The following is a 16,032-nucleotide window of genomic DNA, read 5'->3' as shown; positions in this document are numbered from 1 at the left end:
TGAGCATTATGATAAACAAATACAAAACAAAGGTAGTGAAATTTCATCATGTAGAAACACCTTTGTATCTTCGCATTTTAGATAAAATACAATATGGATTACAAAATAAAAGTAAAAGCGCTTAGAGAAATAATGCCTATACCGATGGCAGAAGCAATAAAACTCCTCAAAGAAAACAATGGTGATATTAAAGTATGTGCCGATATATTTAAATCGAGGTCGACCGAACACATATGCAAAGAAACAGGTTGTTCTAAAGAAATGGCAATACAATTCTACGAGAAAGAAAAATTTGATTTAAACAGAACTATTTCGTTTATCAGAGAAGAATTATTTGATCTGAACTATAAGCCTATAAATAACATAACATTGGATAATCTCAACAAAACACGATCATGGATTGCCATAGTACAGGAAAAAGACTTTGCAACATCACTCGATTATAATGAACTACCATCCGTTATACAAACATTAGCGGCAATACCTTCTTTGCAGGATATGGCTTTGACTCTAAAGCAAGCCAAGAAAATCAAGGATGTCATATTTAAAGGATATAGTGATGACCTGAGTATTGATGAATTTGTTCGTCGCAATGTTCAATTAGATGACAATCCCGATTTTCAGAAAGCGTACCAAAGAATAAGTTTGAGTACAACCATTGTTATTGATGAAATTAACCGACATCGCCGAAATTTAAAAACTAGCCTTAAATAAACTTATCGAGTTTATTTAAGGCTAGTCCATTTATAATATATAGTGACAACTTTCTAAATTATAGAAACTTCTTTCGAAGCCATTCTCTAACTGGCAGATCATAAAACTTCATAGTTATATATGCCACCGTAATGGATGCAACAGCCGTCAATAGTCCATAAGGCCACGCTTCTTCCAACGTATAACCATTATTGGCAACCCATGCCATATACACGTATACAATGGGATAGTGTGTTATATAAACCGGATAGGATATATCGCCTAAGAATTTACAAAATTTTGAAGCTTTTTTTCCTTTTACTTTACCTCCTGCTCCCAGCCAAATTATAAAAGGAAACAATATCATTATACAGAAACACTCATACAAGCCATTCATCCATAAGCTATCAGCACTTCCCACACGAGGCATTGCTAGTAGTACAACCAATAATAAACCTGCTGATAAAAAAGCATTTTTAGTATAATGCAACTTACTTACCCTAGCTAGTAATAAACCCGCTAAAAAAGGAAAAGCCAAACGTGTAAAACCAATTCTTAATTGGGTAAGATCATCAATAGTCCAACCACCAATAATATCGCCGTTAGGATTAGTTACGGCATACTGAAGAGTGAATCCTGCAGCTATTACAACAAGAATACCTAGTGTTATTTTTGAAACACGACGCAAAACAAGTGCATAAGCAATATTAGCTATATATTCAAAGAACAAAGACCATGCAGGACCATTCAATGGATGCATTTCATTCCAACCTCTTATATCCAACCCTTTGCCTACAGGTATTAAGGTAAATCCGATTACCATAACTAGTAACATCTTCCAAACAGGAACTTCATTTATTCCGCTCCAACCTAAATCGGGGGAATGCTGAAAGTAAAACAATAGACCACCAATTAAAGAACCCACAATAATCATTGGTTGCAAACGAACGATACGGCGTTTAAAGAAGTCTTTAAGTGTCATTTTACCCCAACGGTCATCATAAGCATATGCAAGTACAAAGCCTGAGAGCAGGAAGAAAAAATCGACTGCTAAATAACCATGGTTAATAATTTGCTTAGCATGATCACCTCCCGCATGAGTCTCAAAAACATGAAATAAGACAACTACTACAGCGGCAACACCCCGCAAACCATCCAGAATTTCGTAATGTGGTTTTGAACTTTTAAGATCTACGTTTCCTTCCATTATTTTTTGATTATATTAATCTATCGACATTTATTGACTAGCTAAGCTTGAAATGATACATCATTTATAGTTTTTAATAGTATCGATCATCCTTAATTTTTGCTCAAGCATAAAGAATCACAAAAATAAAATAAATAGAATGATTTCAATTGTCTTATATTTAATTATACTTGTCTTATATTTGAATAATGAAGAAATATTTGATATAAAATGTTCGAAAAATTAAAATATACTTATGTTCCAGAATTAAAAATACATTCTTTCTTTTTTGATCATGTCAAAATATACTGGAATGAACAAATAACATTTCATAAACAAAAAACATGGGAACTCTCATATATAATCACAGGAAGTGGAACTAGAATCATTGGAGATACAATAGAGCCTTTTTCTCGAAATGAGGTTATACTAATACCTCCTGATATACCTCACTGCTGGTCTTTTAATGAATTTGATGCGGATGAAACTGGAAAAATAGAGAACATAACACTTACATTTTCCAATCTGTTTCTCGAAAAATGTGCGTCTACTTTTCCTGAAATGGATAAGTATATAAAGAGAATGCAACATAATACAGAAGCAATTTCTTTTAAAGGAAATACATTAATACAATTGCAGAATCTCATGCTTTCTATGACAAAGCAAACAGAAATAGAAAAAATATCTTCCTTAATTAAACTTTTAGTTCTGATTTCCTCGCCTGAGGATACCGATACTGTAGGAAAAGCTATATTCGAGGATAAAAAGACTATAAGGATGCAAAAGATCCAATTATACATTATGAATAACTATCAGAACAATATAAACTTAGACGAAATGGCTAAACTTATAGAGTTAGATAAATCCTCATTTTGTATCTTCTTTAAGAAAATGACAGGTAAGACCTTCTTTTCATATTTAACAGAATATAGAATTGAATCTTCATGCCAAATGCTTATCCAAACAAATCTCTCCATTGCTGAAATCTGCTTTATCTCAGGATTTAAAGATATTCCGTATTATAACCGTGTATTTAAGAGGATAAAGAATATAACTCCAACTGAATATAGAAAAACAGCATCTTTACAATATCCCCATCCTACTAGTCTAAAAGAAAAAAGCATATACTCAAATTGAGTATATGCTTTTTTTATCAAATATCGAAAGGGTAATTATTTAACACCACCTCCTAGTGCTCTGTACAAGTCAACTGTAGCTTGTAACTGCTCTAGTTTATCACTAACTTGTCCTAGTTGAGCTTGTAATAAGTTTTGTTCTGCGATCAATACCTCAGTATAATCAGACTCGCCTGCTTTTAACAACTCTTGAGTAAAATAAACTGCTGTACCCAAAGACTCTACTTGTTTAGCTCGTGGAGCATTCTTTGTCAAAGATGCCTCATAAGTATACATAATATCAGACACTTCTTTTCCGGCAGTCAAAACAGCTTTTTGGAATGAAAGTAAGCTCTCTTCTTGTTGAGCTTTACGGATTCTCAATTGACCGATCAATTGCTTTTGAGCAAAGATAGGTTGAGTAAGACTCGCCAAGATATTTGCTATAATATTCTCTGGTTTAAAGTTTTCTACAAAACCAATCAAAGAACCACTATTCAAAGTCAACGAAGGATAGAAACTAGCCTGAGCTGCATTAGTCAATTCGAATGCACTTCTAAAAGCAAGTTCTGCTTGTTGCACATCCGGACGTTTTGCTAACATCTGAACCGGCACACCAAAAGATATTTCTTCGGGTACATCCTGATTCTCAATTGATGCACGCATAACCGAACCCGGCTTACGAGCCAACAATAAACAAAGACTATTTTCTAATGTTCTAATTTGAATTTCCAAACTAGGGATACTTACTGCAGTACCATACATCAAACCTTTACTTTGCTCTACAGCAGCACCATTCAACATACCCGCATCTTTTAATGCTTGCATTGTTTCGCTACTTTGTCTCAACAATTCAACTGTCTCTTTAGTAACTCTCAATTGCTCATCTAATGCCATCAAAGAATAGTATGATGTAGCAATATTAGATATAAGAGAAGTTTGTATTAGATCGCGATACGCGTGAGTTGATAACATTTGAGCAAACGAAGCTCGAGCTTGTCTATTCAGCTTACCCCAAAGGTCAGCTTCCCATGTTACGGCTATACCTAAACCATATTGAGTAGAGCTGTATCCCAAAACATCTTTTACACCAGCATCATTAATACTGGTTCTGGATTGGTTAAATTGACCAACCAATGCTACATTAGGAAAGTAAGCAGCACGTGCCATACTCAAACTAGCCTCAGCTTGTTGAATATGAGTCATTGCTATTTGCATATCAAAATTTTGCTCTAAGCCTTCCTCAATCAAAGCCTGAAGAATAGGATCCTTGAAGTACTCTCTCCACGAAAGATCCGCTATAGACGTAGTATCAGTCGGATTTTCATCTCTGAATAACTCCTCTGAATCAACCTCAGGAGTTTTATATTTATTGACAACCTGACAGGAACTGAATCCTATTGAGGCTGTTAGCCCCAATAGAATAATTCCTTTGATATATTTCTTGTTCATATTTAATTTCTATTTACTTGCTTGCTATTGTCTTATCGTCAGAATTCAACACTCCAGATTTACTAAATTTTTCCTGTATATTCTGGAAAATGATATATAGAGACGGAATCACCAATACTCCAATCATAGTACCAATAAACATACCACCAATGGCACTGATACCAATAGATCTGTTACCGATAGCTCCTGCTCCCGATGCAAACATCAAAGGCATAAGACCAAAGATAAAGGCGAATGATGTCATCAGGATAGGACGCAAACGTGCAACTGCACCATTGATAGCAGCATCAACAATACTCATACCTTGTTGACGACGCTGTATAGCATATTCCACGATCAAAATTGCATTCTTCGAAAGAAGTCCGATCAACATGACCAGCGATATCTGGACGTAGATATTATTCATAATTCCACTACCTCCCATCATGGCCACGAAGATAAAAATGAATACTCCCGCAAGACCAACCGGTAACGATATAATAACCGCTAATGGCAGAATATAACTCTCATAAAGAGCGGCTAACAAAAGATAAACAAAGATTAAACAAAGACCAAATATTAGTATTGTTTGATTACCACTACTTACCTCCTCACGTGTCATACCCGAATATTCATAACCATATCCGGCAGGAAGTGAAGTTTTAGTAATTTCATCCACCAATTTTATCACGTCTCCGGTACCATAACCTTTAACAAAGTTAGGTATGATGGTTACATCCATAGATGAGAACATATTAAAACGAGTCAATGCTTGCGGTCCTGTTACATTCGTAAATGTCAGGAACTCTGTAATAGGTGCCATTGCTCCGCTGGATGTCCGTACAGATATCTTATCTAAATCTTCCAACTTAGACCTGTATTCGGGAGCAGCTTGTACCATTACCCTGAACTGTTTTCCATACAAGTTGAAGGTAGATACATACATACTACCAATATAAGCTTGCATAGTAGTCATTACATCCGTAAGAGTTAAACCCGCCTCTTTTATTTTTGCCATATTGGCATCTATCTGTTTTTGAGGGAAACTAGGATTAAAGGTAGTCATAGCCATCATTACCTGATCTTTTGACTTAACTTCATCCAAGAATTTATTCGTTATTTCATTGAATTTGTGAATATCCCCTCCTGTTTTATCCTGAAGTTTCATTTCAATCCCCGGAGTCATACCAAAACCTTGTAGAGTAGGCATCCCGAAGAACATAAATGTGGCATTCTGTATATGAGCAGTTTTAGCTGTCAAAGTACTGGCCAGCTGATTTACAGTCATCTTACGCTCCGACCATGGCTTCATTTTTATAATTAATGAAGCATACGAACTTCCCGATCCACTCAAGAAACTTGTTCCGGAAATACTGGTCACAACATTCACTTCCTCAATGTCTCTGATAATTTTAGTTACCTCTGCAACAACAGAATCGGTTCTCTCAAGAGACGAACCCGGAGGTAAGGTAATCATAGCCATCGCATTACCACCATCTTCCTGAGGTACGAATCCTTTAGGTATTATCATAACCATCAAGACGTATAAGATTACAGAGCTTACCAGAATAATAACTACGGTAATCCAGCGATGTCCTCTCTTTCCTAAGAAGTGAAGGCTCGATTTATACTTTTGAGTAGCGGCATTAAATCCGATATTGAAACTATAATAGAAACGTTTGATAAAACTTTTCTTTTGACCATGTTCTTCATTATGAGGTTTCAAAAACAAAGCACATAAAGCCGGACTCAATGTCAATGCATTAATAGCTGAAATAACAATCGCAATGGCCAGAGTTAAACCAAACTGTTTATAGAATATACCACTCGTTCCACCGATAAAACTTACCGGTATAAATACTGCTGCCATTACCAATGTAATAGATACAATAGCCGGAGCAATTTCTTTCATCGCTGCCATAGTTGCTACTTTGGCGTCCTTAACCCCCGAGTCGAGCTGGGCATGGACCGCCTCGACGACGACTATCGCATCATCGACGACTATACCGATAGCCAGTACCAAAGCAAAAAGAGTCAACAAGTTGATAGAAAAACCAAAGACTTGCAGGAAGAAGAACGTACCTATAATAGCTACCGGAACTGCAATAGCCGGAATCAATGTAGAACGGAAATCCTGAAGGAATATAAACACTACGATAAATACAAGGATGAAAGCCTCAATCAAAGTATGGATTACTTTTTCGATAGACGCATCCAAGAAATCATTCGCATTAAATAAATAAGTCAATTTCAACCCTGGAGGGAATGAAACTTTAGCATCCGACAGAGTAGTTTGAATATTATCGATAATTTCCTGTGCATTTGATCCTGCTGTTTGACTAACAGCAATAACCACAGATTCTGTTCCGTTCGTTAGAGAGTGTACAGTATAGTTAAGCGAACCTAACTCAACATCAGCAACGTCTTTGATACGTAATACCTGCCCATCTTGTGAACGTATTATAATATCTTCGAATTGAGTAGCCAATTTTAGACGACCCGTATATTTCAATGTATATTGAAACGATTGATCGCTATTTTGCCCTAATTCACCCGGGGCAGCCTCAATATTTTGATCCATTAAAGCTGCTATAACTTCTGACGGTGCTATTTGATAAGTACTCATCAAATCGGGCTTAAGCCAAATACGCATAGAATAGTCCTGTGCACCATACACCATCGCTTCCCCTACTCCAAAAACACGTTTGATCTGAGGTAAGATATTAATATTTGCATAGTTCTGAATAAATCGTCCGTCATAATCAGGATTATCACTGGTCAACGACATAAACATAATAGTACTACTTTGTTGCTTTTTAACAGTGACTCCTACCTTCACAACCTCTTCAGGTAACAAAGGTGTTGCACGGGCAACCATATTCTGAACATTTACTGCTGCAATATCAGGATTGATCCCTTGCTTGAAGAATACGGTAATAGTTGCTTGTCCGTTATTCGAAGCAGAAGATGTCATATAGGTCATACCTTCCACACCATTTACTTGCTCTTCGATGGGGATAACAACACTATTCATAACTACGTCAGCATTAGCACCACTATAATTGGCAGTAATCTGTACCGTAGGGGGGGCAATATCAGGATATTGGGCAACAGGTAGGGTAAGCAGCCCTATCAACCCCAATATCACAATAATGATCGAAATCACTGTAGATAATACAGGTCTTTCTATAAAGGTTTTTAACATTGTATTCTTTTTATAGTTTTAATTTTTATTCAAGTAAGGCCTCAGACCTCTTATTAGTTAGTTAAGCATAAATACAACCGGCTCACGTAATTGAGAAAATTGCATAAAATGCATACTACCTCTTAATTTAATTACTGAACTTTTATTTTCATACCATTACGAAGAGTTATAACCCCATCCGTTACAATTCGATCACCACTAGAAAGTCCGGAGGTTACAGCGTAATCCTTTCCACCAGGTATTTGCAATACAGAGATAGGAGTTTGCACTACTGAATCTCCTTGAACTTTATATACTAAAACTTTGTCTTGTTGTGCAAATGTTGCTTTTTGAGGAACAACTAATACATTTTCCAGATGTGTAGGTATACTGATTTTTCCACTTGTACCACTTCTCAATAATCCTTGAGGATTAGGAAAATCGGCTCTGAAACTAACTGATCCGGTATTAGTATTTACTAATCCCGAAATCGTTGATATTTTACCTTTCTCAGGATATACTGATCCATCTGCCAGGGTGAGAGATAGTTCCGGCATATTTTTAATTTTCTCTGCTTGAGTTTTTCCAGGAGCTTTTTCCAAAAATTCCATTAAATCCTTTTCATTCAAAGAAAAATAAACATATACATTATTCGTATTTGCTACAGTAGTCAACACATAAGCTTTATCTACAAGACTACCTTGACGGTAAGGTATTGAACCTACGATTCCATCAACAGGACTAGTTACGCTTGTCCAACCCATTGTAGCTTTAGCATTAGATAAGGTGGCTTGAGCCTGTGCGAAAGCTGCCTTTGATGATTCATAAGCATTTTCAGTAGTTTCCAACTGAACATTGCTCACAATGCCTTTTTGTGCAAGAGGACGTATGCGTTCAACGTTCAATTTAGCTGTATTCAATGCAGCCTGTGCACTATTTACTGCTGCCTGAGCCGATAGTAAGGCCTGCTCTGATTGTGGCGAATTTATTTTAAATAACGCTTGCCCTTTTTTCACAAGGGCACCTTCGTCTACGTAAATTGCTTCAATGAAACCATCAATACGTGGTCTGATTTCAATATCCTCCTGACCTTTGATTGTTACAGGATATACAGATTCCAAAACTGTATTCTGCTCACTCAATACGGCAGTAGGATATACCGCAGCCTCTTGTTTTGGCGCTTCCTGCTTGCTGTTCCCACAAGAAACAAGTAACAAGGCTACTAATACCCCAACACTTAACCTATTCAAAAACATACCTAATATTATTTAATTGTTTAACTTGTTTAATACTTCTAATAAAGATCGCAACTGCGCTTTTAAAGCATCGCCATCCATATGTTCTAAGAGTGCATCTGTAGAATGACGAACTTTGGTTATCGCTTTTAAAAAAAGTTCCGTACCATCATCTGTTATTTCTACTACACGTGCTCTCGTATCTATTTTACTAGCTTTTCTGTCGATCAATTTTTTCTTGTGCAGATTTCGAAGAATTGTGGATGTTGTCATAGGATCAACATTGGTTACATTCGAAATTGCAATTTGTGTTACTTCCTGCTCCGTTTGACCCAAATGATACACAGCCGATAATACCTCCATCTGCGAACCAGTAAGCCCAAATTCATCCAATAGTTTATGTTTACCGCGTTGCCATGTTTTCATTATCTGCCATATAAGAAAACCTAAATCATTGTATGGATCACCTATTCTACAATCTTTATTCATTTTTACTCATTATCCATTATATTTTGTGGATGCAAATATAGTAAGTACACTTATAATAAGCGCACCTACTATCAATAAAAATGAAATAAATTAACTTTTTTTACTTATATAATATAAATTAAAAGGTCCGTAATACTGCGCCTAATGTACAAAAAAAGGATAGTGCTACAAAAGCAACTATCCTTTTTTTTATAGAATTTAACGTTAGCTTTAGTTCTTCAGATTTACAACAAGCTGTAATTCTTTCAATTGCTCATCATCTATTACAGAAGGAGCATCAATCATAACATCACGCCCCGAATTATTTTTGGGGAATGCAATACAATCACGTATGGAATCAAGTCCGGCAAATAGAGATACTAACCGGTCTAACCCGAAAGCCAACCCTGCATGTGGAGGTGCTCCATATTTAAAAGCGTCCATCAGAAAACCAAATTGCGCTTGTGCTTTTTCTTTGGTAAATCCTAAAACTTCAAACATCTTCTCTTGTAACTCACTATTGTGGATTCTCACAGAGCCTCCTCCAACTTCAACACCATTAATAACCATATCATAGGCACTGGCTCTAACAGTTGCTGGATCTGAATCCAATAATGGAATATCTTCTTTATGAGGACTCGTAAATGGATGATGTTTTGCAAAGAATCTATTCAACTCTTCATCTTTTTCCAATAAAGGAAAATCAATTACCCACAAACAGTTGAATTTGTTCTTATCACAAAGTCCTAAACGCTCTCCAACTTCAAGACGAAGCTCGCTTAACTGCTTCTGAGCTTTTTCTGTTTCACCGCATATGATAAGGATCAAATCGCCAGCTTCAGCTTCACAACGCTTCGCCCATGCTGCAAGTTCTTCTTGCCCATAAAATTTATCGACTGATGATTTAAATGTTCCATCCGCCTCACATTTTACATATACAAGACCCTTAGCTCCAATTTGAGGACGTTTTACGAAGTTCGTCAATTCATCTAATTGCTTACGTGTATATTCGGCGCACCCTTTAGCACAAATAGCACCTACGTACTCTGTACTATCAAATACAACGAAATCTTTACCTGCTGTTAAATCTTTCAATTCAACAAATTTCATCTCAAAGCGAGTATCCGGTTTATCTGATCCATAGTACTTCATAGCATCAGCATATGTTATACGAGGGAAGTCCGGTATATCAATGCCTTTTACAACTTTAAATAAATGCTTAGTCAACCCCTCAAACATTTGAAGCACATCCTCCTGCTCTACAAATGACATTTCACAGTCTATCTGAGTAAATTCGGGCTGACGATCTGCACGTAAATCTTCATCTCGAAAACATTTTACTATCTGGAAATAACGATCGAATCCCGATACCATCAACAATTGCTTAAATAATTGTGGTGACTGAGGCAAAGCATAAAACTCTCCCGGATTCATTCTCGAAGGGACAACAAAGTCTCTTGCTCCTTCGGGAGTAGAACCAATCAAAACAGGAGTCTCAACTTCCATAAAGTTCAACTTATCTAAATAAGCGCGAGTTTCGAATGCTATTTTATGACGAAGCTCTAGATTCTTACGAACAGGATTACGTCTTAAGTCTAAATAACGATATTTCATTCTAATATCGTCTCCCCCATCTGTCTCATCCTCTATAGTAAAGGGAGGAGTTTCCGATGAATTCAATACTATAACTTTACTTGGAGCTATTTCAATATCTCCGGTTGGAATATTTTTATTTTTACTTGAACGTTCCTGAACAGTTCCTACAACTTGTAAAACCCATTCGCGTCCAAACTTATTAGCTTCCTCATAAAGGTCTTCGTTTACATCTTTGTAAAAAGCTAATTGAGTAATGCCATAACGGTCGCGAAGATCAACAAATGTGATACCACCTCCCAATTTACGCACCTTTTGCACCCACCCCGACAGGATAACTTCTTTATTTTCATCTGCTAGCCTAAGCTCTCCGCATGTATGATTTCTATACATAGTAAAATAATTGACTAATATGGATTCTGTTTCTTGAGTTACAAAAATAGCTATTTTATTGGGGTGATCTCATTTTTTCAAAAAAAAAATCTCCAAATATTTTGTTATTAAAAAATATGTCATACCTTTGCATCGCATTTGGGAAATCAAATACGGGATGTAGCGCAGTCCGGTTAGCGCACCTGCTTTGGGAGCAGGGGGTCGTGGGTTCGAATCCCGCTATCCCGACAGTTCAAAATCAGAGAGTTAGATGAAAATCTGGCTCTCTTTTCTTTTTATACGTACACACAATTTGCACACAACTATTGAAATACAAAGAAAAATAATGCAACTTATTCCAATATCAAAATCAGCTATTTAAGCCATATTTTGTTTCAAATAATTTCATTTCCCAGCTATATCAAAGACTGACAATCTACACTTACAGTAATACAAATATATGCTAAACAAGTAATAATAGCTTTCTTGATAATATTAAAATATAATTTGATAAAATAGTTGTGTGCACACAGAATTTGCAAATCTATTTCTCGTCCTAATTATTAAGTTAATTAAACAATATTATTAACTTTGTCTCTAATGCTAACCCTCTGATTTCTTTATAAAAGTGTAATAAATATGATCCCTAGTTATCAAGCAATAATGCTTCCTTTATTGAAAGCTGTCCAAGACAAAAAAGAATATAGACTCAATGATATAATTGAACAACTTGCCGATGAGTTTAAGCTTACAGAAGATGACCGAAAAGAACTACTACCAAGCGGACAAACTTTTTTATTTGGAAATAGAGTCGGCTGGGCAAGAACCTATCTAAAAAAATCAGGGCTTATAGATTCGCCTAAACGAGGATTCATATGTATTACGAAACGAGGGCTTGCTGCTCTCAAGCAAAAACCAAAAGAAATAAATGTTACTTTTTTAAAACAATACCCCGAATTTCTAGAATTTCAAAATTTGAAACGTGATGACGTTTCATCTACAAATACTGATAACCCAAATGAAATATCAGCACAAACACCTGAAGAAGTTTTAGAAAACTCCTATCAAAATATACGAAAATCATTAGCACAAGAATTATTAGATAAGGTAACGAAGCTATCTCCTTCTTTTTTTGAAAAGCTTGTGGTAGAGTTGCTAGTCAAGATGGGCTATGGAGGATCAATGAAGGATGCAGGAAAAGCAATTGGGAAAAGTGGAGATGAGGGTATTGATGGAACTATAAAAGAAGACAAGCTAGGGCTTGACATTATTTATATACAAGCAAAAAGATGGCAATCAGGAAATATTGTAGGGCGTCCAGAAATACACAGATTTATTGGAGCTTTAGCTGGGCAAGGTGCTAAAAAAGGTGTTTTCATTACAACATCATCATTTAGCAAAGATGCATTAGAATATGTTCCCCGTAATGAAACCAAAATAGTATTAATAGATGGATTTCAACTTGCCCAACTAATGATAGATTATAATCTTGGTGTCGCAACTCAACACGTTTATGAGATTAAAAAAATAGATAGTGATTACTTTGAAGAATAAACTTATGCAGACAATTATAAAGACTCCAAAACAAGCCTTAAATCCAGCATTTTTTAAGCAGAAGCCAGATCGTGAAGAGATTGAATTATTCAAAAAAGAGTTTATTTCTTTACTGGATAAAATTAATGATTCGGAAAGTGAGGAGTTTCACAAAAATCTGATAACAGATTTTCTTAACTCTGTATATTATAAAAATAACCACTATATAAATACCAAAGGCTATAACGATCTTGTTATTCATAATGGAAAAGATGCTAAATCGCCAGTTGGAGTATTAATTGAAGTAAAAAAGCCAACGAATAAAGGAGAGATGATTAGCAAAAATAATCTCAATGCTAAATCATTTCAAGAACTCGTGTTATATTACCTTCGGGAGAGAAAAACTGCAAAAAACTTCGAACTACGTTATTTGGTAATCACAAATATAAATGAGTGGTTTGTATTTGATGCTCAGGATTTCGAGAAACTTTTTTATCAAGACAAAGCCTTACTGAAAAAATTTGAACAGTTTCAAGATGGAACTCTATCAGGAACAAGCACAGATTTCTTTTATAAAGAGATAGCCGCTCCTGCTATCGATAAACTTCAAACCGAAATACCATATACTTATTTTGATATTAGAGATTATAATAAAATACTTAGAAATGCGGATAGAGAGGATGACAAGAAGTTAATAGCTCTATATAAATTTTTGTCTCCGATACATTTACTCAAACTACCTTTTGCAAATGACTATAACCAGTTAAACAAAGAGTTCTATGGCGAGTTACTACATATACTTGGCTTAGAAGAAATTAAAGAAGGCACTCAAAAATTTATTGTTAGGAAACCTAAAGGAAAAAGAGATAATGGCTCTATCATAGAAAACGCCATTAATGAATTAGATTCAATGGATAAGTTATCCCGGCTACCTAATATTAGTCAGTATGGCAACACCAATGAAGAACGTTTATTCAATGTTGCATTAGATTTAAGTATTACATGGATTAACAGGGTACTATTTTTAAAGCTACTTGAATCACAAATAATAAAATATCATAGTAATGATAAGGGTTATTCCTTCCTTACGATCGATAAAATTGAGGGTTATGACGATTTGAATAGTTTGTTTTTCCAAATTTTAGCAAGAAAAGAGGAAGAACGGAGAGAAGGATATCTAAAAGAGAAATTCGCCCATGTACCCTATTTAAACAGTTCATTATTCGAACAAACAGAACTTGAAGCCTACACAATTGCTATTAGCAACTTACGAGATAAGGCTCGAATAAGTATATACTCAAAATCTGTATTAAAAGGTAAAAACAATACAAAAGAAATAGAGCTTAACCCACTAGAATACCTCTTGCGGTTTTTGGATGCTTATGATTTCAGTAGCGAAGGTTCGGAAGATATTCAGGAAGAAAATAAACCTTTAATTTCGGCTTCAGTATTAGGTCTTATTTTTGAGAAAATAAACGGATATAAAGACGGCTCATTTTTCACACCGAGTTTTATTACCATGTTTATGTGCCGAGACACTATTACCCGAACAGTAATACAAAAATTTAATGAGGCAAAAGGTTGGGAATGTACAACAATAAATGATCTCTACAATAAAATATCTGACTTGTCAGAGGCAAATCAGATATTTAACTCTATCAAAATATGCGATATGGCGGTGGGATCGGGGCACTACCTCGTGTCTAGCCTAAATGAAATGATTGCCTTAAAGTCTGAATTAGGAATCTTAATAGATAAAAATGGCAAACGGCTTAGAGATTATAAAATAACAGTAGAAAATGATGAATTGATCATTAGTGATAACGAATTTGGAATTTTCAAATATATCCCCTATAACCATGAGAGTCAGAGAGTACAGGAAATTCTATTTCACGAAAAACAAACGATTATAGAGAAATGCTTGTTTGGAGTAGATATTAATCCCAATTCAGTAAAGATATGTCAATTACGTCTATGGATAGAGCTATTGAAACATACTTATTATAAGGTTGGAACTAATGAATTAGAAACATTACCCAATATTGACATTAATATTAAATGCGGAAATTCTCTTGTACATCGTTTTTCATTAGATGAAGATTTAAAGCCTGCGTTAAGGGCTATTGGTTATACAGTAGCAGAATATAAAGAAGCTATTGCGAAATATCATGATGCCCATGATAAGGCTGAGAAACATGAGTTAAATAGATTGATAACGAAAATAAAGAGTGGCTTAAAAACTGAAATTGGAAGAAATGATAAGACCTCTAGGACTTTGTTGAAATGGCAAAAGGAGTTATCTGATCTAACAGCACCGAATCTATTTGAACTTAATTCTAAGGAAAAGAAGGTTATTCAGAAGAAAACCAATGAAACTCAAAAAATGGTTGATAAATACAAATCAATCATCAATGAAATAAAGAATAATAAAATCTACCAAAATGCACTAGAATGGCGTTTGGAGTTCCCTGAAGTATTAGATGACGAGGGTAATTATATTGGCTTTGATGCTATCATTGGAAATCCACCATATATCCAGCTTCAATCAATGGGTGAGATTACAGATGTTTATAAACAAATGGGATATGAAACATTTGAACGAACTGGCGATATATACTGCTTGTTCTATGAATTAGGTAACGATTTACTTCGTCCAAACCATTTCTTATCATTTATCACATCCAATAAATGGATGCGTGCAGGATATGGGCAAAGTATGCGTCAATATTTTGTAGAACAAACGAATCCAATTTTATTGATTGACTTTACTGGTATAAAAGTCTTTGATGAAGCTACTGTAGATGTCAATATTATGACATTCCAGAAAGGTGCTAACCTACATAAAACAGAGACTTGTCAAATAAAAAAAGACTTCAGTTCTGGGATAACTAAATTGAGCGATTATCTTATGCAAAATGCTATAAGTTCCTCATTTGGTGGGGAAAACTCTATTGCTTCTTTTGTAATACTATCTGAAATAGAAAGGTGCATCAAAGATAAAATAGAACGAGTAGGCATTCCTTTGAAAGACTGGGATATAAATATCTATCGAGGTATATTAACAGGGTACAATGAGGCTTTCATAATTGATGGGAAAACTAAAGATGAATTAATAGAAAAATCCCCTAAAAATGCCGAAATTATTCGCCCTATTTTAAGAGGCAGGGATATAAAACGCTATGGCTATGAATTTGCTGATTTATGGCTAATATGCACATTCCC

General features: G+C 35.2%; 10 protein-coding genes and 1 tRNA gene. 5 read left to right on the top strand and 6 right to left on the bottom strand.

Translation table 11 applies throughout. The annotated features are described in order from the left end of the window. Positions 1–93 precede the first annotated feature (93 nt). Positions 94–714, top strand: coding sequence for a hypothetical protein (locus CLV62_RS09870; RefSeq protein WP_110310620.1), 621 nt, complete (start codon positions 94–96; stop codon positions 712–714). A 58-nt stretch (positions 715–772) separates the two neighbouring features. Here CLV62_RS09870 and CLV62_RS09865 read toward each other — a convergent pair whose 3' ends face one another. Next, positions 773–1,900 (bottom strand): acyltransferase family protein, encoded by a 1,128-nt coding sequence (locus tag CLV62_RS09865; RefSeq protein ID WP_110310619.1) that lies wholly within the window; start codon positions 1,898–1,900, stop codon positions 773–775. A gap of 210 nt (positions 1,901–2,110) precedes the next feature. On the opposite strand from CLV62_RS09865, the gene CLV62_RS09860 reads away from it, so the two are divergent. Further along, complete coding sequence (locus CLV62_RS09860; protein ID WP_110310618.1) at positions 2,111–3,016, top strand: AraC family transcriptional regulator; 906 nt, start codon at positions 2,111–2,113, stop codon at positions 3,014–3,016. 35 nt (positions 3,017–3,051) lie between these two features. Here CLV62_RS09860 and CLV62_RS09855 read toward each other — a convergent pair whose 3' ends face one another. The 5 genes from CLV62_RS09855 to aspS form a co-directional block, all read right to left on the bottom strand. Continuing rightward, on the bottom strand, positions 3,052–4,446 hold the full coding sequence (locus CLV62_RS09855) for an efflux transporter outer membrane subunit (RefSeq protein WP_110310617.1): 1,395 nt from the start codon (positions 4,444–4,446) through the stop codon (positions 3,052–3,054). Positions 4,447–4,459: 13 nt separating this feature from the next. Beyond that, the gene (locus CLV62_RS09850; protein WP_110310616.1) at positions 4,460–7,630 is read right to left on the bottom strand and encodes an efflux RND transporter permease subunit; all 3,171 of its coding nucleotides are present in this window, start codon (positions 7,628–7,630) and stop codon (positions 4,460–4,462) included. Positions 7,631–7,761: 131 nt separating this feature from the next. Continuing rightward, positions 7,762–8,865 (bottom strand): efflux RND transporter periplasmic adaptor subunit, encoded by a 1,104-nt coding sequence (locus tag CLV62_RS09845; RefSeq protein ID WP_110310615.1) that lies wholly within the window; start codon positions 8,863–8,865, stop codon positions 7,762–7,764. 12 nt (positions 8,866–8,877) lie between these two features. Further along, entirely contained in the window at positions 8,878–9,333 is a 456-nt protein-coding gene (locus tag CLV62_RS09840; protein ID WP_110310614.1) for a MarR family winged helix-turn-helix transcriptional regulator, read from the bottom strand. A gap of 210 nt (positions 9,334–9,543) precedes the next feature. Next, positions 9,544–11,298: an aspartate--tRNA ligase gene (aspS, locus tag CLV62_RS09835; protein WP_110310613.1), complete on the bottom strand. Its 1,755-nt coding sequence runs from the start codon at positions 11,296–11,298 to the stop codon at positions 9,544–9,546. Between the two features lie 153 nt (positions 11,299–11,451). Here aspS and CLV62_RS09830 point away from each other — a divergent pair. The 3 genes from CLV62_RS09830 to CLV62_RS09820 form a co-directional block, all read left to right on the top strand. Next, positions 11,452–11,526 (top strand) — tRNA-Pro (locus CLV62_RS09830). A 390-nt stretch (positions 11,527–11,916) separates the two neighbouring features. Then, positions 11,917–12,831, top strand: a complete 915-nt coding sequence (locus CLV62_RS09825) for a restriction endonuclease (protein ID WP_110310612.1) — start codon at positions 11,917–11,919, stop codon at positions 12,829–12,831. 4 nt (positions 12,832–12,835) lie between these two features. Further along, positions 12,836–16,032: DUF7149 domain-containing protein (locus CLV62_RS09820; RefSeq protein ID WP_245904069.1), on the top strand; the 3,197-nt coding region annotated here is incomplete at its 3' end.

The sequence above is a fragment of the Indolivaga alginatilytica genome (assembly GCF_003201355.1).
GTDB lineage: Bacteria > Bacteroidota > Bacteroidia > Bacteroidales > Dysgonomonadaceae > Dysgonomonas_A > Dysgonomonas_A alginatilytica.
The sequence above is the reverse complement of the archived record's forward strand: the minus strand, read 5'-3'. Positions and strand labels throughout refer to the sequence as shown.

Excerpts from the sequence above, each read along its gene's own strand:
- CLV62_RS09870 (WP_110310620.1), top strand. The coding sequence starts at position 94 with ATGGATTACAAAATAAAAGTAAAAGCGCTTAGAGAAATAATGCCTATA.
- CLV62_RS09865 (WP_110310619.1), bottom strand. The coding sequence starts at position 1,900 with ATGGAAGGAAACGTAGATCTTAAAAGTTCAAAACCACATTACGAAATT.
- CLV62_RS09860 (WP_110310618.1), top strand. The coding sequence starts at position 2,111 with ATGTTCGAAAAATTAAAATATACTTATGTTCCAGAATTAAAAATACAT.
- CLV62_RS09855 (WP_110310617.1), bottom strand. The coding sequence starts at position 4,446 with ATGAACAAGAAATATATCAAAGGAATTATTCTATTGGGGCTAACAGCC.
- CLV62_RS09850 (WP_110310616.1), bottom strand. The coding sequence starts at position 7,630 with ATGTTAAAAACCTTTATAGAAAGACCTGTATTATCTACAGTGATTTCG.
- CLV62_RS09845 (WP_110310615.1), bottom strand. The coding sequence starts at position 8,865 with ATGTTTTTGAATAGGTTAAGTGTTGGGGTATTAGTAGCCTTGTTACTT.
- CLV62_RS09840 (WP_110310614.1), bottom strand. The coding sequence starts at position 9,333 with ATGAATAAAGATTGTAGAATAGGTGATCCATACAATGATTTAGGTTTT.
- aspS (WP_110310613.1), bottom strand. The coding sequence starts at position 11,298 with ATGTATAGAAATCATACATGCGGAGAGCTTAGGCTAGCAGATGAAAAT.
- CLV62_RS09825 (WP_110310612.1), top strand. The coding sequence starts at position 11,917 with ATGATCCCTAGTTATCAAGCAATAATGCTTCCTTTATTGAAAGCTGTC.